Annotated in this window: 22 protein-coding genes; 10 read left to right on the top strand and 12 right to left on the bottom strand. The window is 35.9% G+C overall.

Annotation, left to right across the window (positions count from 1 at the left end; translation table 11 throughout):
• Positions 1-107: 107 nt before the first annotated feature.
• Both SCA31_RS15550 and SCA31_RS15545 read left to right on the top strand, forming a co-directional pair.
• The gene (locus tag SCA31_RS15550) at positions 108-779 is read left to right on the top strand and encodes a response regulator transcription factor (protein WP_410697870.1); all 672 of its coding nucleotides are present in this window, start codon (positions 108-110) and stop codon (positions 777-779) included.
• Positions 779-2,065: a sensor histidine kinase gene (locus SCA31_RS15545; protein ID WP_410697869.1), complete on the top strand. Its 1,287-nt coding sequence runs from the start codon at positions 779-781 to the stop codon at positions 2,063-2,065. The genes SCA31_RS15550 and SCA31_RS15545 overlap by 1 nt, the downstream gene beginning before the upstream one ends.
• 85 nt (positions 2,066-2,150) lie before the next feature.
• Here the strand turns inward: SCA31_RS15545 and trpS are convergent, their stop codons facing one another.
• The 11 genes from trpS to SCA31_RS15490 all read right to left on the bottom strand — a co-directional run bounded on the left by trpS (position 2,151) and on the right by SCA31_RS15490 (position 13,404).
• A complete protein-coding gene (gene trpS / locus SCA31_RS15540; protein ID WP_109623460.1) occupies positions 2,151-3,119 on the bottom strand; it encodes a tryptophan--tRNA ligase in 969 nt (322 codons plus the stop codon).
• A gap of 50 nt (positions 3,120-3,169) precedes the next feature.
• A complete protein-coding gene (locus tag SCA31_RS15535) occupies positions 3,170-4,174 on the bottom strand; it encodes a hypothetical protein (protein WP_410697868.1) in 1,005 nt (334 codons plus the stop codon).
• 10 nt (positions 4,175-4,184) lie between these two features.
• The gene (locus SCA31_RS15530; protein ID WP_410697867.1) at positions 4,185-4,829 is read right to left on the bottom strand and encodes a vancomycin high temperature exclusion protein; all 645 of its coding nucleotides are present in this window, start codon (positions 4,827-4,829) and stop codon (positions 4,185-4,187) included.
• A 14-nt stretch (positions 4,830-4,843) separates the two neighbouring features.
• Entirely contained in the window at positions 4,844-5,482 is a 639-nt protein-coding gene (locus SCA31_RS15525) for a lipoprotein signal peptidase (protein WP_410697866.1), read from the bottom strand.
• A complete protein-coding gene (locus SCA31_RS15520) occupies positions 5,482-5,676 on the bottom strand; it encodes a DUF2683 family protein (RefSeq protein WP_076356893.1) in 195 nt (64 codons plus the stop codon). Before SCA31_RS15520 ends, SCA31_RS15525 begins: the two co-directional genes overlap by 1 nt.
• Before the next feature lie 16 nt (positions 5,677-5,692).
• On the bottom strand, positions 5,693-5,938 hold the full coding sequence (locus SCA31_RS15515) for a DUF6576 domain-containing protein (RefSeq protein WP_410697865.1): 246 nt from the start codon (positions 5,936-5,938) through the stop codon (positions 5,693-5,695).
• A 78-nt stretch (positions 5,939-6,016) separates the two neighbouring features.
• Positions 6,017-6,397 carry a TraR/DksA family transcriptional regulator gene (locus SCA31_RS15510; RefSeq protein WP_045501318.1) on the bottom strand — a complete coding sequence of 127 codons (381 nt, stop codon included), beginning with the start codon at positions 6,395-6,397 and terminating at the stop codon, positions 6,017-6,019.
• A gap of 58 nt (positions 6,398-6,455) precedes the next feature.
• Entirely contained in the window at positions 6,456-9,851 is a 3,396-nt protein-coding gene (ileS, locus tag SCA31_RS15505; RefSeq protein WP_410697864.1) for an isoleucine--tRNA ligase, read from the bottom strand.
• 260 nt (positions 9,852-10,111) lie between these two features.
• Entirely contained in the window at positions 10,112-10,432 is a 321-nt protein-coding gene (locus SCA31_RS15500; RefSeq protein ID WP_410697863.1) for a hypothetical protein, read from the bottom strand.
• Between the two features lie 35 nt (positions 10,433-10,467).
• A complete protein-coding gene (locus tag SCA31_RS15495; RefSeq protein WP_284463316.1) occupies positions 10,468-10,773 on the bottom strand; it encodes a hypothetical protein in 306 nt (101 codons plus the stop codon).
• 6 nt (positions 10,774-10,779) lie between these two features.
• On the bottom strand, positions 10,780-13,404 hold the full coding sequence (locus SCA31_RS15490) for a hypothetical protein (RefSeq protein WP_410697862.1): 2,625 nt from the start codon (positions 13,402-13,404) through the stop codon (positions 10,780-10,782).
• A gap of 233 nt (positions 13,405-13,637) precedes the next feature.
• Here SCA31_RS15490 and SCA31_RS15485 point away from each other — a divergent pair, with 233 nt between their 5' ends.
• The 3 genes from SCA31_RS15485 to SCA31_RS15475 all read left to right on the top strand — a co-directional run bounded on the left by SCA31_RS15485 (position 13,638) and on the right by SCA31_RS15475 (position 17,425).
• Entirely contained in the window at positions 13,638-15,320 is a 1,683-nt protein-coding gene (locus SCA31_RS15485; RefSeq protein WP_410697861.1) for a M23 family metallopeptidase, read from the top strand.
• Positions 15,321-15,444: 124 nt separating this feature from the next.
• Entirely contained in the window at positions 15,445-16,737 is a 1,293-nt protein-coding gene (locus tag SCA31_RS15480; protein ID WP_410697860.1) for a phenylacetate--CoA ligase family protein, read from the top strand.
• A gap of 76 nt (positions 16,738-16,813) precedes the next feature.
• Positions 16,814-17,425: a hypothetical protein gene (locus SCA31_RS15475; RefSeq protein ID WP_410697859.1), complete on the top strand. Its 612-nt coding sequence runs from the start codon at positions 16,814-16,816 to the stop codon at positions 17,423-17,425.
• 33 nt (positions 17,426-17,458) lie between these two features.
• Here the strand turns inward: SCA31_RS15475 and SCA31_RS15470 are convergent, their stop codons facing one another.
• Complete coding sequence (locus SCA31_RS15470) at positions 17,459-18,715, bottom strand: NAD(P)/FAD-dependent oxidoreductase (RefSeq protein WP_410697858.1); 1,257 nt, start codon at positions 18,713-18,715, stop codon at positions 17,459-17,461.
• A 98-nt stretch (positions 18,716-18,813) separates the two neighbouring features.
• On the opposite strand from SCA31_RS15470, the gene hutH reads away from it, so the two are divergent.
• From hutH to SCA31_RS15445, 5 genes are all read left to right on the top strand, one after another.
• Positions 18,814-20,334, top strand: coding sequence for an HAL/PAL/TAL family ammonia-lyase (gene hutH / locus SCA31_RS15465; protein ID WP_410697857.1), 1,521 nt, complete (start codon positions 18,814-18,816; stop codon positions 20,332-20,334).
• An 84-nt stretch (positions 20,335-20,418) separates the two neighbouring features.
• Positions 20,419-21,150, top strand: coding sequence for a 3-oxoacyl-ACP reductase FabG (fabG, locus tag SCA31_RS15460; RefSeq protein ID WP_410697856.1), 732 nt, complete (start codon positions 20,419-20,421; stop codon positions 21,148-21,150).
• 107 nt (positions 21,151-21,257) lie between these two features.
• Positions 21,258-22,478 carry a beta-ketoacyl-[acyl-carrier-protein] synthase family protein gene (locus tag SCA31_RS15455; protein ID WP_410697855.1) on the top strand — a complete coding sequence of 407 codons (1,221 nt, stop codon included), beginning with the start codon at positions 21,258-21,260 and terminating at the stop codon, positions 22,476-22,478.
• A gap of 4 nt (positions 22,479-22,482) precedes the next feature.
• Complete coding sequence (locus SCA31_RS15450; RefSeq protein WP_410697854.1) at positions 22,483-22,737, top strand: acyl carrier protein; 255 nt, start codon at positions 22,483-22,485, stop codon at positions 22,735-22,737.
• A gap of 104 nt (positions 22,738-22,841) precedes the next feature.
• Positions 22,842-23,726, top strand: coding sequence for a lipid A biosynthesis acyltransferase (locus SCA31_RS15445; protein WP_410697853.1), 885 nt, complete (start codon positions 22,842-22,844; stop codon positions 23,724-23,726).
• Positions 23,727-23,876 lie beyond the last annotated feature (150 nt).

The following is a 23,876-nucleotide window of genomic DNA, read 5'->3' as shown; positions in this document are numbered from 1 at the left end:
AAGAATGTTGAAATGACAAGCTTTATTCTTCTGGCTTCCAACTTTATAATTTCATATATTTGATATAAGCTTAATTGTGCCAAAAGGCATTACAAACCGCTGGTAATATGAAGATTTTAATAGTAGAAGATGAACCGGACCTAAGGGAAACTGTACAGAAATTTCTGGAAGCAGAACATTTCATTGTAGAGCATGCGGAGAATTACAGTTCTGGATTAGAAAAGATTATATCCTATGAATATGACTGCATTCTTCTGGATATTATGCTGCCTGACGGAAGTGGTATAGACCTGTTGAGAGAAATAAAGAAACTGCACAAAAAAGATCCGGTAATCATTCTGTCTGCCAAAGATTCAGTGGATGATAAGGTAACCGGATTGGAAATTGGAGCAGATGATTATCTTGCAAAGCCCTTTCACCTTGCAGAGCTGATGGCGAGGATCAGATCTGTAATAAGAAGAAAAAATCAGGATGGAGAGAATATTATCAGGTATAAAAATATAAGCATTGATCCGGAAAGCAGAAATGTAAAGGTTGGTAATGTGGAACTTGTTCTTAATCGTAAGGAGTATGATCTTTTGTATTACTTTGTGATTCATCCGGAGAAGACATTACAAAAAACTACTTTGGCAGAAGCTATCTGGGGAGATTATATAGACCAGGCAGACAGCCTTGACTTTATTTACTCACAGATCAAAAATCTTCGTAAAAAACTGAAAACACTGAACGCCGAAGCAGATTTTCAGGCGGTATATGGAATAGGATATAAATTTATCTAATGAAGGTTTCTTTAAAATATTATACCATCAAATACCTTATCATGATCCTTCTGCTGATTATCGCAGTTTGGGCAGGATTATTTTATGCCTATATTCTGGATGAAGTACATGATAATGTGGATGATGGACTAAAAGATCGTAAAATACAGATCATTAAGGCAGTGTACCTTAATCCTCAGTTGTTAAAAAACAATGATTTTGGCTTCAATGAGTTCAAGATTGTGCCTATTCATGCTGGAGAATATAAAAACAAAAGCAGGCTCTACAATAAAATGTATTATATGGAGTATGACGATAAAGATCAGCCCTACAGGGTCCTTGAGGCAGACTTTATTGATCAGTTTAAGCATCATCAGAGATTGGTGATCAGAACGTCCACTGTAGAGGAAGATGAACTAATCTATGATCTTACCACTGCTTTAATTGTGCTTTATATTGTTTTGGTGATAAGTATTGTTGCAGTCAATGGATATCTCCTTAACAAAGCCATGCGGCCGTTCTATTTAATTTTGGATAAGCTTAAAAAATACCAGTTTGGAATTCCATTTTCGCAGGAAGAACAGAGCTATCGCATAACAGAGTTTGAGGAATTGAATGTTGAAATCAATGAGATGGTTGAACGTAATGAACTGGTTTTCTATCAACAAAAGCAATTTATCGAAAACGCATCTCATGAGCTTCAGACACCGCTAGCCATTGTTATCAATAAAATAGATCTCCTGATTCAGAATGAAGATCTTGATAAAAAGAACCTGAATTTTCTTACCGAGGTTAAAACCGATCTGAGAAGAATGGTGGGACTGAATAAATCCCTGTTAATGCTTTCTAAAATAGAAAACAGCCAGTTTAATACAATGTCCGGGGTAGATTTTAATACCATGATTCATACGCTGGTTCAGAATTATGAAGACTTTATAGAGTTTAAAAAAGTAGATGTCAATATCATTGAAAAAGGAAATTTTCAGGCAGATTTTAACAAGGACCTTGCCGATATTCTCCTATCTAATCTTTTGAAAAACGCCATTAAGTATAATAATGAAGAAAGAACATTAAATATTATTATTGAGACAGACAGAATTACTTTTCAAAATAGCGGAACATCTGCTCCTCTGGATAAATCTCAGATTTTTAATCGTTTCTATAAGCAAGGTTCAGATCATGGCTCAACCGGATTGGGGTTGTCTATCATTAAAACAATCATTAAGCAATATCCGGGTTGGGATATTCTCTATGAATTTGATGATAAAATGCATTATTTTATTCTTACGAAAAATAAGATTAGATAGTTTAAATATTATAAAAACAAACCATATCGATACATAGAAAAAGCCCTTCAACTTGAAGGGCTTTCTTATATTTTGAAGCTTGTGATTAAAAACCTAAGCTTGTTCTTACTCTTTTAAGGGTTTCCAAGGCAACTGGTCTGGTCTTTTCTGCCCCTTGTTGTAATTTTGCTTCCAGCTCGTCCAGATTGTTCATATAATAAGTGAACGTTTCTCTTTCTTTAGCAAAACGTACCAAAATAAGGTCTAAAAGCTCTTTTTTAGCATGTCCGTATCCAAAGTTTCCAGCAAGATATTTTGCTCTTAGCTCTTCAGTCTGTTCCGGTGTAGCAATCAATTGATAAATAGCAAACACTTTATCAGTTTCAGGGTCTTTAGGTTCTTCTAAACCTTTAGAATCAGTCTCAATACTCATCACCTGTTTTTTCAATTCCTTTTCAGGTAAGAAAATATTGATAATATTTCCCATGGATTTAGACATCTTACGGCCGTCTGTTCCCGGAACATATTTTGTGTCTTCCTGAAGCTCAGATTGTGGAAGTACAAGGATTTCCCCCATCTGATTATTAAATCTTGAAGCTACATCCCTTGCAAACTCTAAATGCTGAAGCTGATCTTTTCCTACAGGAACAACCTCTGCATCGTACAATAAAATATCTGCTGCCATCAAGATGGGATAGGTAAACAAACCTGCGTTCACATCCTGAAGACGATCTGCCTTATCTTTAAATGAGTGAGCCAGTGTTAATCTTTGATAAGGAAAAAAACATGATAAATGCCAAGATAGTTCACAGGTTTCAGCGATATCACTTTGTCTGTAGAAAAATGTTTTTTCGGTATCTAATCCACAAGCAAGCCAAGCCGCAGCAATCTCGTAGGTATTCTGTCTTAAAGTCTGCGCATCTTTAATCTGGGTAAGTGTATGAAGATTCGCAATAAATAAAAATGATTCATTTCCTTCCTGCTTAGAAAGTTCGATAGCAGGAATAATTGCCCCAAGTAAATTTCCAAGATGGGGAGTTCCGGTGGCTTGAATGCCGGTAAGAATTCTTGACATTTGTTTAAAATTTATATTTAAAAATTAATGAATTGCAAATTTACGCAAAATTACTTTCTAATTGCGTTATAGTAATGAATTCCGATTCTTTTCATCCATGTAAACGGAATCATTTTTGATTGTTTTTTGTGAAGATTGGTAACCACAGCACCTGCTACATAAATAAAATAAGTATACTTTCCATCATTAATGATAAGTGAATAGGATGGAGGAACACCAAAGCTAATTAGGTTTTGTGTATTTTTAACCTGAGAATCAGATATTCTGTAATGGTGGTCTTTATAGTAATCTAGACGGTTTTGGATGGTCTTGGCAGCAATAGGAGATACTATGCTTATGGAGTCTTCCTTATGAGTATATAGAGAGTTATCATTTTCGGAAATGCTTTTGATACTGAAAGGTTCCTTGTATATACCATTTCTGTTAAACGTTTGGAATATTTTGATGGCGTCTGGAAAAGAGATAAAATTTAAATTATAATGTCTTCTGTCCAGATGGTTGATCTTAAACTTTGACAAAAAATTCACTGCATTTTCTTTTATTGTGGAACTATCAGAAGGGACGACCGCAGAGGCATAAATGACAAGATCATCTTCAGGGATTTCAGTATTAGGATGTTGACTCAAAATACTTCCCATATTAATCAGCTTTTTCATTCCCACCATGTTGAGGTCATTTCGGTCAAACTTTGGGTTTTTAAATGTGCTGTAGAACTTTACCACTTTTGCGGTTTTATTATCTACCACTATTATTTTTTCCCTTACCCATTCATCAAAAAGAGCCTTGTCTTTTGGAATGGAATTGTCTTTTGATGCCAGTTCAAAGACTTTCGTTCTTATAGTATCCAGATTTGTTTGATAAGAAACAGAATCCAGGGTAGTATGAATTTTTAAATTCTTTTTCTTTGGATCAATATCCAGTTTTTTTAATTCTGCATCAACAAATCGAATGACGGGACTGTCTTTAATTTCTTTATTGTTGGCGTAATAATAAATATTTTCTTTCTTGCAGGAAACAAGAATACAGATCAATATAAAAAACTGTATGGCTTTCATTCAACCTAAGTTAAGGAATTATTATCTTCTCTCCACCAAATTTTGGTTCTATTCCAAATAGTAAGTCCCAATATACTTTGGCCTTGGCAAGATATTCTCTCATATTGGTCTTTAATCCTGCATATTTATTCACATCTTCAGCATTGTATCCAAAGGCTTCCATTCCATTTTTTTGAGCAAGGAAAATGGCTCTTTCATTGTGGAACCTTTGGGAAATAATCACAATTTTAGTCTGCCCAAAGATATCTTTTGCTCTTACCACAGAGTCCAATGTTCGGAATCCGGCATGATCCAGTATGATCCTATCCTGGGGAACCCCCTGCTGAACCAATGCAAACTGCATATCTTCCGGTTCATTATAATCCTTGGTGCTGTTGTCACCGCTTACAATGATGTATTGGATTTTTCCACTTTTATATAAATCGGTAGCAGCCTTGATTCTGTTGTAGAAATAGGCATTCGGCGTACCATTGCTTAGGGTTTTCCCTGTGCCTAATAATAAGGCAGCTTTCGCTTTAGGAACATCTTTAATGTTATAAGATACGAAAGACGCACTTTCATTTTTGATACTATAGTTGGCCCAGGCAATAAAAATAATTCCTGCAACGAGAAGAAGCAGGAAAAATTTAAAAATATTTGTGATAATTTTTTTCATTTAAGATAAATCTTTTAAAACTCAAGACCGTTCGGAAATGCTTTTTTTCTAAAGATTAATAAGAATGTAGCTCCTACCGTAATCGCTGAATCAGCAACGTTGAAAATGTATTTGAAGAACTCAATGTGCTTTCCACCAATTAATGGCCAGTTATCGGGAACATACCAATCTACTAACGGGAAGTGGAACATATCTACAACACATCCTTTCATAAAGCTGGAATATCCCTGTCCAAAAGGAACAATCTTGGATATCCCACCATAATCCAGCCATCGGTCAATACTTGGGTCGTAAACTGATCCGCTATCGAAGATCATTCCATAAAACATTCCGTCAATAAGGTTTCCTATTGCTCCGGCAAAGATGATAGACATTGGAATTAAGAGATAGTTTGAAGCACCTTCTTTCAACCATTTTTTAAACATGTAAACCATCCCTCCGATTAAGAAAACTCTTAAAATCACAAGTAAATATTTTCCGATAATTCCTCCGAAATGAAACCCATAGGCCATGCCTGGGTTTTCTACAAACGTTAGTTTAAAACCGGGAAAAATAGAAACGCTGTCTCCTAAATTAAAATTAGTTTTAATATAAATTTTAGAAGCCTGGTCTATTAACAATACCAAAAATGTGATAGCTAATATCTTTTTCATTACTCTCCTTTTGGTTTTGAAGGTTTATTAGCTGGTTTTATATTTTTGTTATCGCTCGCTTTCTTGATCACTTTCTGCCCATTAAATGAACTTTTAACATGAGCTTTCTCAAATTTAATGTTCATTTCTTTCAAAACACCTTTCAGTGCGCTAAGCTCCATTGCATTTTTCGGATGTACGATAATAGATTCCATTTCTTATATTTAATTTTTACATTTTGGACAACTCGTCGAGTCGCTTTCTTTCTCTTTCTGATAAGTCATGGACTCCGTTTTTGCCCATCTTACTCAAAAGTCTGTCAATTTCTTTTTCCCTCTCGCGTTTATCAGAATTAAACTGGTCATCGATGGTGTAGTTGGTGTGCTTTTCCGGGAAAAATCTGTTTTTGATCCATTTCCTGTTGAAGAACAGTAAAACTACTGCCACGATGATTACCAAAATTAAGACTTCGCTCATGGGTATACATTAAAAATTAGGTTTATAAAGTATCCGTGAATACCATATAAACCCAATATTATTTTACAAACCTTACGGCTATTTCTGCATATTTTTCGCTTCAATGCTCAGCGTAGCGTGAGGAACGGCTAAAAGTCTTTCCTTAGGAATTAATTTTCCTGTTACTCTGCAAACACCGTATGTTTTGTTTTCGATTCTGATTAAAGCATTCTTAAGATCACGAACGAATTTTTCCTGTCTTCCTGCGAGAATAGAGTTCTGCTCTTTGCTCAAAGTTTCTGCACCTTCTTCAAATGCCTTGAATGTAGGTGAAGTATCATCTGTACCATTATTCTGGTCATTGATGAAACTTTCTCTGATCAGCTGAAGATCTTTCTCCGCCTTTTCTATTTTTTCTTTAATGATCGCTCTAAATTCCTGTAAATCAGCATCGCTGTATCTAACTCTTTCGTCTGACATATTCTTTCTCTTTTTTAATAAAATTATGAAATGGAATTTGAAATACAATAACTACATGTTAATTTTTTTCGACATTTATCTTAAAATTAACCTCATCTATTTCGATTTCGTTAAAATTTGAAAGTGAAGATACAATTTCTATTTTATTTGACAAGACTTCAGAAGAAATATATTCTTCATTTTTCTTTACATCTTCAAGGAATGGTGAATTCTCTTCAATGAAGATATTGATCCTGTCTGTCAGTTCAAAGTCTTTCTCTTTTCGCAGGTTTTGAACTCTGTTAATGAATTCTCTTGCGATACCTTCTGATTTTAACTCATCGGTTAACGTCAAATCTAATGCCACAGTAGTCTTTCCGTCGGAAGTTACTGTCCATCCCGGGATATCTTTTGTAGAGATTTCCACATCATCAAGCGTGATCTCATACCCCTGAACATCAAGTTTTCCCTCTTTTTCAAGACCGGCAATCTGTTCTGTACTAAAATTACTGATTTCGGCACCTACCACCTTCATGTCTTTTCCTAATTTAGGACCAAGAGCCTTGAAGTTGGGCTTTATTTGTTTTACAATTAAATGAGATGCTTCTTCAGCATTAATTAACTGTAGTTCTTTTACGTTTACTTCTTGCTTGATAAGGTCTGCAACCGCTAAGATCTGCTGTTCTGTTTTAGCATCCAATACAGGAACCAATACCTTTTGTAATGGCTGACGAACCTTTACGTTTTCTTTCTTTCTCAGAGAGAAAACCATACTGGTAATGTTTTGCGCCAGGTGGGTCTTTTCAACAAGATCCTGATCAATCAAACTTTCATCAGCTACCGGGAAGTCTGTTAAATGTACAGATTCACAGTTTTCTTTACCGGTTACTTTATTCAGATCCTGATACAACTGATCCATAAAGAACGGAGCAATAGGAGCTGATAATTTTGCCACTACTTCAAGACAGGTATATAAAGTCTGGTAAGCAGAGATTTTATCATCTGAATATTCTCCTTTCCAGAAACGTCTTCTGCATAATCTTACATACCAGTTACTCAAGTTATCATTCACAAACGTGCTGATTGCTCTTGCTACTCTTGTAGGTTCATAATCTTCATAGAATGCCTTTACTTCCTTGATAAGAAGGTTAAGCTCGGAAAGAACCCATCTGTCAATTTCCGGACGGTTTTCCACTTCTTTTTCTGAATAGTTGAATCCATCAACGTTGGCGTATAGAGAGAAGAATGAATACGTGTTGTAAAGTGTTCCGAAGAACTTTCTTCTTACCTCATCAATTCCTTCAATATCAAACTTCAGGTTTTCCCAAGGGTTGGCGTTGGAAATCATGTACCAACGGGTAGCGTCCGGTCCGTATACAGATAATGTTTCAAAAGGATCTACAGCATTTCCTAAACGCTTTGACATCTTTTGTCCGTTTTTATCCAAAACAAGGCCGTTACTCATTACATTTTTATAAGCAACAGAATCAAAAACAGCGGTCCCGATTGCATGAAGGGTATAGAACCATCCACGAGTCTGGTCAACACCTTCTGCGATGAAATCTGCAGGGAAAGCCTTATTGTTATCAATTAATTCTTTATTTTCAAAAGGATAGTGTAACTGTGCATACGGCATAGAACCTGAATCGAACCAAACGTCGATCAAGTCGCTTTCACGCTTCATTGCTTTTCCTGATTCGGAAACTAAAACCACTTGGTCTACTACATTCTTGTGAAGATCAACAAGTTCGTAGTTTGATTCAGACATATTGCCGATGATGAACCCTTTGAATGGGTTTTCAGTCATTACCCCTGCAGCAATTGATTTCTCAATTTCGTTGTATAATTCTTCTACAGAACCTATGATCTTTTCTTCTTTCAGATCATCTGTTCTCCAGATTGGCAACGGAATACCCCAGTATCTTGAACGGGATAAGTTCCAGTCGTTTACATTCTCTAGCCAGTTGGCAAAACGTCCTTCTCCGGTCGCTTTTGGCTTCCAGTTGATCTCTTTGTTTAAGTTAACCAATCTGTCTTTTACAGCGGTCATCTTTACAAACCATGAATCTAGCGGATAGTACAATACAGGTTTATCTGTTCTCCAGCAGTGTGGATAAGAGTGGACGTATTTCTCTACTTTGAAAGCTTTGTTTTCTATTTTTAATAAGATGGCAAGTTCTACATCCCAAGATTTTTCAGGAGCAGTTCCCTCATCGTAGTATTCGTTCTTTATATATTTTCCTGAGAAAACTTCAGGAACATTTTCTCCCTGAATAAATTTACCCTGTAAATCTACCAATGGAACAAGATTGTCATTTTCATCCTTTATCAACATCGGTGGGATCTCAGGCTGAGCCATCTTGGCTACTCTTGCATCATCTGCACCGAAAGTAGGGGCAGTGTGTACGATACCTGTACCGTCCTCTGTTGTTACGAAATCTCCTAAAATTACTCTGAATGCATTTTCAGGATTGTCGTTGGGCGTAAACCAAGGAACTAATTGCTCATATCTTGTATCAACAAGTTTTTCTCCGGTAAATTCTTTTAAAACTCTGAAAGGAATTACTTTGGTTTCTGAAGTATAGTTTGCAAAATCCTCATCCGTACCCTCAGCATATTTTTTGCCGAAAACCTTAGGTAAAAGAACGTTGGATAATACAACCGTTATAGGTTCAAATGTATATTGGTTGAAAGTTTTAACCAAAACATATTCAATATCTCTACCTACGGTAAGTGCCGTATTGGAAGGCAACGTCCAAGGAGTTGTCGTCCATGCAAGGATATGTACATCTCCGTCCACATCGTTGAACAATGCAGATGAATCTTTCTTCACTTTAAACTGAGCTACCACAGTGGTATCCGAAACATCACGATAGGTTCCTGGCTGGTTCAATTCGTGAGAAGAAAGCCCTGTTCCTGCTTTTGGAGAGTAGGGTTGGATGGTGTAACCTTTATACAACAAGCTTTTGTCATATAATTGCTTCAACAACCACCAAACGGTTTCCATATATTTTGATTTGTACGTGATATACGGATCGTCAAGATCTACCCAATACCCGATTTTTTCGGTAAGGTTGTTCCAAACGTCTGTATATCGCATTACTGCTTCACGACATGCTTTATTATAATCTTCAATAGAGATTTTTTTACCAATATCTTCTTTAGTGATTCCTAATTCTTTTTCTACACCCAGTTCCACAGGAAGACCATGCGTATCCCAGCCTGCTTTACGGAAAACCTGCTTCCCGTTTTGAGTCTGGTAACGGCAGAAAATATCCTTCAATGCTCTTGCCATTACGTGGTGAATTCCAGGCATACCGTTTGCTGAAGGTGGACCTTCATAAAAAACAAACTCAGGATTACCCTGACGAATCTCAACACTCTTATTGAAAGTTTTATTTTGTTTCCAAAATTCCGCTACATTCTCTGCTACGTCAATAAGGTTGAGGTTTTTGTATTCTTTAAATTGGCTCATTGTAAATATCTCAATATTCGTTGATAAATTAAGTCTGCAAATTTACTAAATTTTGTCGGTTTATAAGATATGTTTTATTGAGGTAATTTCTATTAAAAAGTTCAATTTCAGAAATATAAATGAGGAAAGTAGGAAAAAGCGAATGATGAATAGAGAATAAGAGAGCATTTCTAACTCTTTTGAACATGAAATTGAAGCCATTTTATTTGTGATAGAAACTGTTTTTATCTATAAAAAAGCCACCCGAAAGTGGCTGTAAATTATTGAAAGTCGCTAAGTCTGGGCATATCCGGCCATCTTCCTGCTTCATATTCTTGGATATAATATTCTATTTCTCTTTCTGTTCCAAGCAATATAATTTTACCATTGCTATTTTGAACGATGAAAGGGGCATTCCCCATTAATGTATTATCATCATCGTTTCTTGTATCATTATATTTTTTTGTATTATATCGAAATATTATTCCATAAGATTTTTTAATGCATCTATCTTCCAAAATGACAAGATCTAACCCACTTTTTTCACTTCTTTCTTTTACGTAATTTTTTGCAATTTCTATTACTTCTTGTTCTACTAACATGTAAATTTTATTTTAGTATGAAAGTGAACCTAATATTAATTCTGATTAGGATCCCAAACTCCATGAGTACTGGGTTTCCATGTGCCATTTTCATACCCATTTAAATAATACTCTACATCGTCAGATGTTCCAAATTGAATGACTATACCGGTATCATTTTTTACAAGGAATGGGCCGTTGCCTGCCAAACGATGTTTCGTAGAATCTTTGGCGACATAACCATAAACATTTCCATAACTTTTTTTAGTTTCACTAAAAACTATAAGTTCAATATTTATTTCCTGACCTATTTGGTTGACATATTTATTAGCTATTTCTAGCATTTTGTTGTCTGTTAGCATATTATTTTATTTTAATTGTTTGACTTTTAAATATTCTACAAATTCTGCTTTTTCAAATGTTTGCATAAGTCCTTTTTGCCCATTAAGAAGGATTAATCTTTTATTTATTTTTATAACATTGAAAACATGACCATATTGATATCCCTTTTTATAAATATACATTATTCCAATTTCACCTTCGGCCATGTCAATAGTTCTAATGTCTTCAATTCTAACAGGTGAAGAAAAATTATTCTTATATATTTGTTCTAAAACTTCAACATCTTGTCCTGCGGAATGTAATGCTTGTGATATATTACCTGTTTCTAAATATTCTATTACTTTTTGAACAACATTAACACAATTGGAGTCATAAACCATAACAACCTCATTATTAAGTATATGATGATTAAAATAAGGTAATACATCATATATATAGTCAATTGCGTTTTCAGCATTGATTTGAGTTTCTTCAAGAACTTTTAATCCCGCTTTAAACTCTTCAACAGTAAGGCTAATGTGAGGTGTAAGATTCTCCGCCATTCCGGCAAGTCTGCTAAGCTCTTCTTCAAGCTTACCTATATTCCCTCCAGCTTTTCTATAGATATAATCTAAAAAAATATTGGTTCTTGCGGGAGACTTTCCTTGGGAAAGTAATTTTCCTTTATGAATTACACCTATTTCTTTCTCTGCATTCTCTACAAAAAGCACTTTCAGCTTCTCAAAATCAGAAGAGTGTTCTGTAATGCTTTTTATGCTTTCTTTTGAAAGGGCTGCTAATCCTTTTTTAGAATAATTTCTTAAAGGAAACGAATATAATGTATTTTCAATTAATTTCTTAAGGCTTTTCTGCTGAGACGGATATCGGGAAGTGTATAACATTTCTACACTTGCATCCAGTGCTTTTTCTGCCTTAGGCAACATGCTTACCATAGCACTTGAGGTGCCTTGGGCCATATAGATATCATCCCATAATTCTAAAAGCTTTCTCCCTTTGGTGGTCATTTTAAGCTCATCTCTGAGTTGAGCCTCTATATAAAAATCCGAAAGAGCAACCCCGATATCTGCATAAGCTGCATATAAAGGCAATCCTGAGACACCGGATTCTATAGTCGCAAGACTGGCTGATATAACCATGAGATCGGCAGCAACACGAAGACACCTCAGCGCATCTTCTGCTGCTTTCTTTTGTGCGATGTGATAAAGGAATAATGCCGGGACTTCAGTATCTGTTTCAATAGTTTGAATCTTACCGGAGGGAAGTTTTGCTTTTTCATAGACCTTGAGATGCAGCATATCCAATGGTCTGAACTCTCCGTTTTCAATTTCATTCTCAACTTCAATTTTCTTTGTTTTTAGATTCCAGACTTTTACAGTATTAATCAGCGTTACAATATTGTCAGGATCTCCTTCCATAAAATATCCTGTAAGCTCACAATGTCTTTCTATCGTATCAGAATCTCTACTAACTCCCAATGCGAAAAGACTTCCTGTTTGTGAAGGCTGATGAGCATCATCCATTGCATGTTGAGCCTGCATGAAAGCCGTTACATAAATAGCAAAAAGTTCTTTGTTCTCAAACATTTGCCCGTGAGCTACCTGATTGGTATCCGAAATAATGCCTTTTCCCATGTAAACACTCTCTCCGTCTAAAGAATGATAAATATGAAGAATGAGTTTAGGGTCGTTTTTAATTTTTTTATAAACGAATTCTCCGGAAATTGCTGTGAGAATACGGATCGCATATCGGCTTTTGTCTCTGAAGGGCTCTACTGCCAAAGCAGCGGCTTTACCAATTGAATCTACATCACGAAGTAATTGGGAATCATAATTTAAAAATTGTAAAAAATGATCCCATAACATCTGATCAGAAAGCTTTTTTGCTTTTCCTTTGTAGTCTACTCCAGTCAGGGCAAAATTAGGAAGCTGGTTGTAGAAAAACATCAGATCATCTATGGAAGTAAGTCCACTTCCTGCTTCTTCAAAATGAGCAATGAGACCCACCTGTGCCATTTCCCGATGATAAGGAAAAAGATAAGTGATAACATCCATATAATCTTCCACATCACTAAGATTAATTTTTATAGCGTCAGGAGATTTTGAAGCGTAGCCTATCGTGGTTTCTACTTCGTTTATTACAGTTTGTGTGGCTTCCCTTTTATATTCACGATAAGGAATATTAATGGTACATTCTATTTTTCGTTCCCTAATTCCTATCTCTGTATGATGGGTGTAATTTTTAGGATCAATATAACCGGGACTCACATTGAGCCATACCTTTTTATCAATACGCTCTAAAAAAGAATTTTGAAACTGTTTTTCATCTATTTGAGGCTCCTGGATGACCAACTTTTCAATCATCTTGGTCTTCACTCTTACGTTATCAATTTTAGCAGGAGGTATTTCTTTCAGGTTTACTTTTTCTACTTCTTGCGAATAGTCTATAAAATTCTTCTTTGCATCAAAGAGGTAAGTATTGAAATCTGTTGAAGAAGAAAGGAGCCTGAAAAGCTTTCTTTCATCTACCCATAGGTTGGTAAAGAAAGGTTCTATAGAATTGGTTACGATCTTTTCTCCTTTCATACCTGCCCATATTTCCCGACTTATGCTGTCAAAATCGTCCATCCTTGTTAAAGGGTCTTTAAAATCCATCTTTAAGTTTTTTCATTAATACTATTTTCATGTTTTGGTTGTTGGAATATAACTTCAGATAAACAGGAATTCTCCATGAATTTTCATCTGAACTTTTATGATGCAAATATCAATGCCTATAGCGACAGAACATGGCGTGTAAAAATAAAAGTGATTTAAAAAAGGATAATTGTAGCGATGATGTATTGGCCGGAATTTTGTACATTTAATAGACGTTTAAACCCAAATGCTGTATGAAAATCTTTTATCAACTGATGCTTTTTGCTTGTATGATCAATAGCATCCTTTTCCAGGCTCAGAATAATTATCCACAAAATTATTTCCGTAATCCATTGAATATTCCCATGCAGCTGGCTGCCAATTTTGGAGCGGTAAGAACCAACCATTTTCATATGGGACTGGATTTGCGAACCAATAGCCAGGAAAACCTATCCGTAGTGTCAGCGGCAGATGGCTATGTGAGCCGAATAAAAGTTGAACGATATGGCTTTGGAAATGCGGTTTATATTACCCATCCCAACGGATACACCACGGTGTATGCCCATTTGAACAAATATTTTGATAAACTGGATGAATATGTAAAAGAAAGACAGTACAAAGACGAAAAGTGGGAGCAGGATATTGCATTCCAACCCGGACAGTTTCCGGTTACGAAAGGGCAATTGATTGCCTTAAGTGGAAATACAGGAGGTTCGGCCGGTCCGCATTTACATTTTGAAATAAGGGATACCAAAACAGAAGAATGTCTTAATCCCCTGCTTTTTGGTTTTGCTATTCCCGATTCTGTAGCACCCATTATCAGTGGCTTATACTGGTATGATCGTCGTTTCAGTACGTATGAACCCGCAGCTAACGGAGTGGCTGTCAAAAAAGTGGGTAGTACTTATACTGCAGATGTTGTGAGGGTAAATTCTCCCACGATAAGTTTTGGGATTAAAGCGGTGGATAAAGCCAATAAAGGATTTAATCTCGGTATTTATCAGGCAGAATTATTGATGGATGGAAAATTGATCTATAGTTTTTCCATTGACAAGGTCAGCTATGATGATACTCGTTATCTGAATGGCTGTATAGATTACACCAAATTTATCAGAGATAAAATAGGGATTCAGCATTTGTCTGCATTGCCGGGAATGAAACTGAAGAACTATAGCATTCCTAATCTTTCAGGAGTTATTAATCTTCTGGATGAGGAAGTTCACAATATTGAAATTGTTTTAAAAGATGTAAAAGGAAATACCAGCAGATTAATCACAAAGGTTCAGCTTAATAAAGCAGGAGATAAGGTTGCTTCCACCACAAAAACTGTTCTTCCCAATGATGGAAAAACTATTAGCTCTGTGAATGCAGAAATTGTTTTCAGCAAAAATGCTGTTTATGATGCTGTGAATTTTAATTTGTATGAAAAACCTGATGCAGATGCCGTTTCCAATGCAATTATATTAAATAGTCCCTACATTCCAGTTCATGATAATTACACTTTGAAAATAAAACCAACAAGAAAACTTACCAAAGAAGAGAAAGATAAAGTAGTTATTTCCCTTAATTATGGAAGTGATACCAATGTGATAAAAGGAAAATGGAATGGAGATCAGGTAGAAGGACAATTCAACAGGTTGGGGACTGCAAAACTGATATTAGATAATGGCTTGCCCTCAGTTTCTTCTGGATGGAAAGATGGAGCAGTCATTAACGGTGGTTCGTTACGCTTAAAAGGAAATACAAGAATTGGTGATATTGCTTCATTTCGGGCAGAGCTTGATGGAAAGTGGCTTAGGTTTGCCCGTGTAAAGGATGACTTTGTCTATATTTTTGATGAAAAATGTCCAAAAGGTTCGGGTGAACATACCTTGAAAGTGACAACAGTGAATACCGCAGGAAATACAAATACACAAACTTTTACATTTCAGAGGTAAAATGATGTAATATCCAGGATTTTCATCACCAATGAATAGTAATGTAAATCCACAACCAAAATCATTACCACATTTTACATCAATACATTCTACAAATTAATAAATTTGCTTAAAATTAAAATCATTGGAATTTCATCCGTTCATCGAAAAATCTAGCACTCAGGAAATAAAAACCATTCAGGAAGAAAAGCTTCAGAGGCTTTTGGTTTATCTTGAGGGGAATTCACCTTTTTATCAGAGGCTGTTTACAGAAAATAATATCAACATTGCAGAGATCCGTACCCTGGAAGATCTGCAAAAAATTCCTACCACATCAAAGAATGATTTGCAGCAGCATAATCACGATTTTTTCTGTATTTCACCAGATAAGATTGTAGATTATAGTACGACTTCCGGAACTTTGGGAGATCCGGTAACTTTTGGATTGTCCGATGGCGATCTTGAAAGACTGGCTTACAATGAAGCAATATCCTTTGCCTGTGCAGGAATTCAGAAAGGAGATGTAGTGCAGATGATCACTACGATTGATAAACGTTTCATGGCGGGACTTGCTTATTTTTTAGGATTAAGAAAAATGGGCGCAAGTGTGGTCAGAATGGGCCCAGGTATTCCAGAACTGCAATGGGACTCTATTTTTAGGTATAAACCAAAATACCTGATTACCGTTCCGTCTTTCTTACTTAAGATGATCGATTATGCCGAGAAACACGAATTGGATTATAAAAATTCAAGTGTTTACGGAGCAGTATGTATCGGAGAAAGCATCAAAAATCAGGATTTTACAGATAATATTCTCTCTCAGAAGATTAAGGAAAAATGGAATATTAAACTCTTTTCTACCTATGCTTCCACAGAAATGAGCACCGCTTTTACAGAGTGTGAGTTTCAGAGAGGAGGTCACCATCACCCTGAACTGATCATTACGGAAATTCTGGATGATGAAGGAAACGTTGTGAAGGAGGGCGAAAGTGGTGAATTAACTATTACAACTTTGGGGGTAGAAGCAATTCCTTTATTGAGATTTAAAACCGGAGATATCGTAAAGGCTCATTACGAGCCATGCCAATGTGGTAGAAATACAATGAGGCTGGGGCCTGTAATTGGACGGAAACAACAAATGATCAAGTATAAAGGAACAACATTGTATCCGCCGGCAATGAATGATATTTTGAATGATTTTAATAATATTCTATGCTATCAAATCGTCATTCAGTCCAACGAAATAGGATTGGATGAAATTATCATCAAGGTAAGTACAGAGCAGGAAAATGAAAACTTTGTGAATGAAGTAAGAGACCATTTCCGGGCAAAATTAAGGGTAAGCCCCAAGATTGAAGTGATAGACTTTGATATTTTATCCAAAACAGTTTTTAATCCAAACAGTAGAAAACCGATTACATTTATAGACTTAAGATAGATTAAATTAAAGTAACAAAAGAACATAAATCACTTTTTATAATATCTTTGTCAGCTTAAATAGAAAAACTATAATTATGAAAAAATTATTTCTGCTGGTGTTCATGGTTATGATGACAACTGCCGCTTTTGGACAAGAGAAAATGAATCTTGTTTCAGGTGGTTTTGAAGTCTTAAAAGATCAGACTGAAGTGAATGTAGAATTGAAATTTGAGGATGTATTATTTATGAAAGAAAATATTACAGAAACTCAATATCTGGAAAACAGAAAAAAACAAGTCCTGGATAATCCTAAAAGAGGAGAAGAAACATGGAAAATATGGATTGCAGAATGGGAAAAGTATAAAAATGAAGAGTATATCAGATATTTTTCAAAAGGATTAAATAAAACCTATAAAGAGAGTTTTTTTAAAAAGGATATTTCATCAAAATATACTTTGCTATTGGAGACAAAATGGATATTCCCGGGCTGGCATGCAGGATTAACAATGATGACAGCAGAAATAAGCGGTACAATAAAATTGGTTGAAACAAGCAATCATTCAGTAGTTTTAGCGGAAATAGAACTTAATAAGTTTGATAGATTTGTTAATAATGACGAGGCCGTAATGGAATATGGAAGGATTGCTGCGGCTTATGAATCTGCCGGTAGATATCTTGGAAAAAAAATAAAAAAATCTTTAAAATAAAATAAAAACGGTCTGAATTTTCAGACCGTTTTTTTATTGTTGATTTTGCTGTTCCTGTTTTTCCTGTTTGATGAGGTTTGCCAGATTTTTGATAACTGTATCATGTTTTCTCACAAAAGGATTGTCTTTATTCCAGACATATCCTGCTAAAACAGCACATATTTTTTTCTTTACATCAGGGTTTTCCGGTTGGTGAAAGAAAAGTTCCTGAAGGTTTCCGGTGTACCATTCCTTTACATACGTTGTAAAAACATCTACACCATACAGGATATAATCCGTGTACTCAGCCTGCCAGTTTATTTTTTCTCCGTTTAATTGTCTTAATGCCAGTTTTGCTGCAAGCATTCCTGATTCTGTGGCAAAGGCCATTCCCGATGAGAAAACTGGATCAAGGAACTCAGAGGCATTCCCTGTTAAAGCAAATCCATCTCCGAACAGGCTTTTTACAGAGCAGGAATAGTCTTTCAAATGTTTTGGTTCAAAAAGAAATTCTACATCACCAAAACGTTTTACATAATAGTCTGAAAGAGAAATTGCCTTTCTTAAAGCTTCAGCAGTGTCTCCGCTTTCAGATAATTTTTCAATATAATCAGTAGGTCCTACAATTCCTAAGCTGGTATTTCCGTTGGAAAAAGGAATTACCCAAAGCCAAACTTCAGTTTCAATAATATCAAAGGAAATCAAAGTGCCCTCTTCACCAGGTTCTCTGTTGGCGTCCTGTACATGAGAGAAAATAGCAGAGTGGGGAGATAGTTTTGATGGTTTTTCAAGATCTAATAAACGAGGTAATACTCTTCCGTAGCCACTTGAATCAATCACAAATTTGGCATGGATCTCTTTAGTTTTTCCATCCTTATCCCTTACCGTTGTGATAGAATCTGTTCCTTCAAACTTGATATCTATGACCTCAGATTCGAATTCAAGATCAACACCTTTATTGATCACTTCCTGAGCAAGTGTATTATCAAAATCAGCTCTTGGAACCTGCCAGGTCCAGTCCCAGCCTTCCCCGAATTTGTTGCTAAAATCAAAAATGCAAACTTCATCACCACGAAGAAAACGTGCTCCCAGCTTTTTTTCAAAGCCCATTTTGTCTAGTGCAGGGAAAAGTCCGGCCTCATCAAAGTGATCCATAACCCTTGGAATTAAGCTTTCTCCAACTACCAGTCTTGGGAATTTTGTCTTTTCAACAACTTTTACGCTGACGTTGTTCTTCTTTAAATATGAAGAAGACACGCATCCGGAAGGTCCAGCCCCGATTACAAGAACGTCAACAAATTCTTTGCTCATCTTTGATTTTTTATTTTAATAATAACTTTTATCTTTGCCGCAAAATTAGTGACAAATAATTAATATTTTACAAAATTATCAACTATTACTTTTAATTGATGAAAATAAATAACTTTTTAGAACTGAAAGACTTTCAAAAAATTATCATTGAAAATGAAAAAATAGAACTGGATGAATCACTTTTGTCAAGAGTGAATAAAAGTTTTCAGTTTTTAAGGGAGTTTTCAAAAAATAAAGTAATATACGGTGTGAATACCGGTTTTGGGCCAATGGCTCAATTCAAGATCAGTGATGAAGATACTCATCAGCTTCAGTATAACCTGATTAGAAGCCATTCTTCAGGGATTGGAAACCCTCTGCCTGCTCAGGAAGTGAAAGCTTGTATGCTGGCAAGATTGAATACTTTATCACTAGGAAACTCAGGGGTACATGAATCTGTGATTTATCTTCTTCAGGAGCTGATCAACAGAGATATTACTCCATTGATTTTTGAACATGGAGGAGTAGGAGCAAGTGGTGACCTTGTTCAGCTGGCTCACCTTGCTTTAGTATTAATTGGAGAAGGAGAAGTATTTTACAAAGGAGAAAGAAAATCTACAAAAGAGGTTTTTGAAATCGAAGGATTGGAGCCAATTCAAGTTGAAATCCGTGAAGGGCTTGCCTTGATGAACGGAACTTCCGTGATGTCAGGAATCGGAATTGTAAATGCATATAAAGCAAACCAGTTAACCGATATTTCTCTTAGACTTTCTTGTGCAATCAATGAGATTGTACAGGCTTATGATGATCATTTATCAGAAGCATTGAACGGAACAAAAAAACATTACGGTCAGCAAAAAGTGGCAGAAAGAATGCGTGCGCACTTGGCAGACAGTAAACTGATCAGAAAGAGAGAAGATCACTTATATACCCATTTTGAAGAACAGGAAAAAGTATTTAAGGAAAAAGTACAGGAATATTATTCCCTAAGATGCGTTCCACAGATTCTTGGTCCTGTGCTAGATACATTGGAGTACACCGAAAAAGTTCTTGAAAATGAGATCAATTCTGCAAACGATAATCCAATTATCAATGTAGAAGATCAACATGTTTACCATGGAGGGAATTTCCATGGTGATTATATTTCCTTGGAAATGGATAAACTAAAAATTGTAGTTACTAAACTTACCATGCTTGCAGAAAGACAGCTAAACTATCTTTTGAATGCTAAAATCAACGAAATCTTGCCACCTTTTGTAAATTTAGGTAAATTAGGGTTCAATTTTGGGATGCAGGGGGTACAGTTTACAGCAACTTCCACTACGGCAGAAAGCCAGATGCTGTCTAACCCTATGTATGTTCATAGTATTCCGAATAATAATGATAATCAGGATATCGTTAGCATGGGAACCAATGCTGCGGTAATCTGCAGAAAAGTAATTGAAAATGCTTTTGAAGTATTGGCTATTGAAGCGATTACAATCATTCAGGCTGTTGAATATCTTGGTTTTCAGGATAAAGTATCATCCTCTACCAAAGAATTATATGATGAGATCAGAAAGATTATTCCTGCATTCTCTAATGATATGGTGATGTATCCATATCTGGAGGAAGTAAAGAAATATTTAAAGACAATGTAATTGTTGACAAGGATGAATTGTCTAATAGAAAAGTAAGGAATAAGCAAACTTAAAAAAAACTAAAAACGAAATAAACACTAACGCATGAAATGTGCAATTGTAACAGGAGGCTCCAGAGGAATCGGGAGGGCAATCTGTATAAAACTGGCTGAAGAGAAAAACTATCATATCCTTATCAACTACACTTCAAATGAAGCTGCAGCAAAAGAAACTTTGGCTAAAGTAGAAGAACTTGGTGCTACAGGAGAAATCCTTAAGTTTGATGTAGGAAATGCTGAAGAAGTACAAAATACTTTAACGGCCTGGCAGGAGAAAAACTCTGATGCTTTGGTAGAAGTTATCGTTAATAATGCCGGAATTACAAGAGACGGACTGTTTATGTGGATGCAAAAGGAAGACTGGAATAGTGTAATCAATACCAGTTTAGACGGATTCTTCAATGTAACCAACTTCTTTATTCAGAAATTACTTCGTAACAAATACGGACGAATCATCAATATGGTTTCCGTTTCTGGAGTAAAAGGAACAGCCGGACAGACCAATTATTCTGCTGCTAAAGGAGCTTTGGTAGGAGCAACAAAAGCTCTTGCTCAGGAAGTAGCGAAAAGAAATGTTACAGTAAATGCTGTGGCTCCGGGATTTATCAGAACAGATATGACTCAGGAGTTCAATGAAGAAGAACTGAAAGCAATGATTCCTGCCAACAGATTTGGAGAAGCAGAAGAAGTCGCTGATCTAGTGGCATTTTTAGCCTCTAGAAAATCTTCATACATTACAGGAGAAGTGATTAATATTAATGGCGGAATTTACTCATAAATAATCTAACAATATACCAATGTACCAGTGTACAAATGTGGAGTGAACCTTAATGAAAATATTGTTACTTGGCTAGACTGATACATTGTTAAATTCAATATAAACAAATGGAAAATAGGGTTGTGATTACCGGAATGGGGATTTATTCCTGCATTGGGACGTCTTTAGAAGAGGTCAGGGAATCCCTATACCAAGGAAAATCCGGTATTATTTTAGATCAGGAAAGAAAAGAATTCGGATTCAGATCAGGCCTTACGGGCGTTGTTCCAAAGCCGGATTTAAAGAATCTTCTGAACAGACGTCAGCGTGTAAGCATGGGAGAAGAAAGCGAATATGCTTATCTTGCTACCATTGATGCCTTGAAGCAGGCGGGTCTTGATGAATCCTTTTTAGATACCCATGAAGTGGGGATTTTATACGGAAATGACAGTGTTTCTCAGGCAGTGGTAGAATCTATCGACATTGCAAGGGAAAAGAAGGATACTACATTGATGGGATCAGGAGCGATCTTCAAATCAATGAATTCAACAGTGACCATGAACCTTTCTACGATCTTTAAGCTGAAAGGAATCAACCTTACCATCAGTGCAGCCTGCGCAAGTGGATCACATTCCTTGGGGCTTGCCTATATGATGATCAAGAACGGTTTTCAGGATATGATTATCTGTGGCGGAGCGCAGGAGACCAATAAATATTCTATGGCAAGTTTTGATGGGCTGGGCGTTTTTTCGGCCAGAGAAGATGAGCCTACAAAAGCATCAAGACCTTTCGATGCGGAAAGAGATGGTTTAATCCCGAGTGGAGGAGCGGCTAGCTTAATTGTTGAAAGCCTGGAGTCTGCACAAAGAAGAGGAGCTTCTATTCTTGCTGAAATTATAGGCTATGGCTTTTCATCAAACGGAGGACATATTTCAACCCCAAATGTTGATGGCCCGGCTTTGGCAATGGACAGAGCCCTCGAGCAGTCCGGATTAAAAGCTTCAGATATCGATTACATTAATGCTCACGCGACTTCCACACCCATTGGTGATGCCAACGAGGCAAAAGCAATATATGAGATTTTTGGAAGTGAAGTTCCGGTAAGTTCTACCAAATCCATGACCGGGCATGAATGCTGGATGGCAGGTGCAAGTGAAGTTATCTACTCAATTCTGATGATGCAGAATGATTTTGTTGCTCCTAATATAAATCTGGAAAATCCTGATAATGAGGCGGCAAAGATAAATTTAGTCTCCAAAACAAAAAATCAAAAAATTGATGTATTTTTGTCGAATTCTTTTGGGTTTGGGGGAACCAATTCTGCACTAATAGTAAAAAAATTTGATTAAAAACATGGAAAGGGAAAAAATTGTTGCCATTGTTAATGATTTTCTTGTAAACGAATTCGAAGTTGATGGAGAAGAAATCAGTAATGATGCCAACCTTAAAAATACACTAGGCTTAGACAGCCTGGACTATATCGATATGGTAGTCGTAATTGAATCTAATTTCGGAGTGAAATTAGGAGAAGCCGACTTCAAGAAGATGGTGACATTTGATGATTTCTATACAACCATTGAAAATAAGATTGCTGAAAAAAACGCATAGTTATTAAGTAAATCTATTCTTTAAAATGTACCAATGTAATGATATAAGAGCCTACCCACAGATATTGTTACATTGGTATACTGTTATATTGGTAAACTCTATTTATGAACAAGTGGAAAGGTAAATCTAAAGGAACGGTACTGGGATACAGAATATTCGTTTGGTGTATTAGAAATATCGGGATCAGAAGTTCATATTTTATACTGTACTTTGTAGCTTCCTATTACGTTCTGTTTCAGAAGAATAGCAACAGATACATTCGTTATTATTTTCAGAAAAGACTAAACTACGGTTATTGGAAAGCCAAGCGCTCCATTTTTAACAGCTATTTTACATTCGGAAAAGTTCTGATTGACAAAACAGCCATCTCCGCGGGATTGAGAGGAAAATATACCTATGAGTTCGATGGTATTGAAAATCTCAGAAATCTTTTGGCGGCTAAAAAAGGAGGCGTTCTTATCAGTGCCCATATCGGGAACTTTGAAATTGCAGAACATTTCTTTGCAGACATCGATTTTGACTGTCAAATTAACCTAGTGACTACTGATCAGGAAATTACAGTGATTAAGGAATACCTGGAAAGTGTCGCCGTAAAAGAAAGCAATATCAAATTCATCTATGTAAAAGAAGATATGTCGCATATCTTTGAGATCAATCAAGCCTTGTCAAATAATGAGCTGATCTGCTTTACCGGAGATCGCTATTTCGAGGGATCTAAATACCTTGAGGCAGACCTGCTGGGGAAAAGTGCAAAATTTCCGGCAGGGCCGTTTCTTATTGCTTCTCGATTGGGGGTTCCCGTGGTTTACGTTTATGTGATGAAAGAGAATAATCTTCACTATCACTTATATGCAAGAGTAGCACAGAATATCAAAAACCGTGATTCGCAGGGGCTTTTACAATCCTATGTTCAAAATCTTGAAACCATGATCAAGAAATATCCCCTTCAATGGTTCAATTATTTTGATTTTTGGGATGATGTTGATTAATTTTTCTATTTTTACCCTCTAAAAACTAATAAAAAACTCAAAATCATTAAGATTATTAAGAATTAAAATAATACAGTGTCAATAGTTTTCTTCGTATATTGATCACAAAGTAATCTATGATTCCTTAATTCTGAACACTCTTAATTTTTT

The organism is Chryseobacterium sp. SIMBA_028 (genome assembly GCF_046535285.1).
Classification (GTDB): domain Bacteria; phylum Bacteroidota; class Bacteroidia; order Flavobacteriales; family Weeksellaceae; genus Chryseobacterium.
This window is presented reverse-complemented; position numbering and strand designations above follow the sequence as displayed.

What these genes read in the sequence shown, in the direction of transcription:
- trpS (WP_109623460.1), bottom strand. Translation starts at nt 3,119, where the DNA reads ATGTCAAGAATTCTTACCGGCATTCAAGCCACCGGAACTCCCCATCTT.
- SCA31_RS15470 (WP_410697858.1), bottom strand. Translation starts at nt 18,715, where the DNA reads ATGAGCAAAGAATTTGTTGACGTTCTTGTAATCGGGGCTGGACCTTCC.
- SCA31_RS15475 (WP_410697859.1), top strand. Translation starts at nt 16,814, where the DNA reads ATGAAAAAATTATTTCTGCTGGTGTTCATGGTTATGATGACAACTGCC.
- SCA31_RS15535 (WP_410697868.1), bottom strand. Translation starts at nt 4,174, where the DNA reads ATGAAAGCCATACAGTTTTTTATATTGATCTGTATTCTTGTTTCCTGC.
- SCA31_RS15500 (WP_410697863.1), bottom strand. Translation starts at nt 10,432, where the DNA reads ATGTTAGTAGAACAAGAAGTAATAGAAATTGCAAAAAATTACGTAAAA.
- SCA31_RS15520 (WP_076356893.1), bottom strand. Translation starts at nt 5,676, where the DNA reads ATGGAATCTATTATCGTACATCCGAAAAATGCAATGGAGCTTAGCGCA.
- SCA31_RS15495 (WP_284463316.1), bottom strand. Translation starts at nt 10,773, where the DNA reads ATGCTAACAGACAACAAAATGCTAGAAATAGCTAATAAATATGTCAAC.
- SCA31_RS15550 (WP_410697870.1), top strand. Translation starts at nt 108, where the DNA reads ATGAAGATTTTAATAGTAGAAGATGAACCGGACCTAAGGGAAACTGTA.
- fabG (WP_410697856.1), top strand. Translation starts at nt 20,419, where the DNA reads ATGAAATGTGCAATTGTAACAGGAGGCTCCAGAGGAATCGGGAGGGCA.
- SCA31_RS15510 (WP_045501318.1), bottom strand. Translation starts at nt 6,397, where the DNA reads ATGTCAGACGAAAGAGTTAGATACAGCGATGCTGATTTACAGGAATTT.
- SCA31_RS15530 (WP_410697867.1), bottom strand. Translation starts at nt 4,829, where the DNA reads ATGAAAAAAATTATCACAAATATTTTTAAATTTTTCCTGCTTCTTCTC.
- SCA31_RS15455 (WP_410697855.1), top strand. Translation starts at nt 21,258, where the DNA reads ATGGAAAATAGGGTTGTGATTACCGGAATGGGGATTTATTCCTGCATT.
- SCA31_RS15485 (WP_410697861.1), top strand. Translation starts at nt 13,638, where the DNA reads ATGAAAATCTTTTATCAACTGATGCTTTTTGCTTGTATGATCAATAGC.
- hutH (WP_410697857.1), top strand. Translation starts at nt 18,814, where the DNA reads ATGAAAATAAATAACTTTTTAGAACTGAAAGACTTTCAAAAAATTATC.
- ileS (WP_410697864.1), bottom strand. Translation starts at nt 9,851, where the DNA reads ATGAGCCAATTTAAAGAATACAAAAACCTCAACCTTATTGACGTAGCA.
- SCA31_RS15515 (WP_410697865.1), bottom strand. Translation starts at nt 5,938, where the DNA reads ATGAGCGAAGTCTTAATTTTGGTAATCATCGTGGCAGTAGTTTTACTG.
- SCA31_RS15545 (WP_410697869.1), top strand. Translation starts at nt 779, where the DNA reads ATGAAGGTTTCTTTAAAATATTATACCATCAAATACCTTATCATGATC.
- SCA31_RS15490 (WP_410697862.1), bottom strand. Translation starts at nt 13,404, where the DNA reads ATGGATTTTAAAGACCCTTTAACAAGGATGGACGATTTTGACAGCATA.
- SCA31_RS15445 (WP_410697853.1), top strand. Translation starts at nt 22,842, where the DNA reads ATGAACAAGTGGAAAGGTAAATCTAAAGGAACGGTACTGGGATACAGA.
- SCA31_RS15525 (WP_410697866.1), bottom strand. Translation starts at nt 5,482, where the DNA reads ATGAAAAAGATATTAGCTATCACATTTTTGGTATTGTTAATAGACCAG.
- SCA31_RS15450 (WP_410697854.1), top strand. Translation starts at nt 22,483, where the DNA reads ATGGAAAGGGAAAAAATTGTTGCCATTGTTAATGATTTTCTTGTAAAC.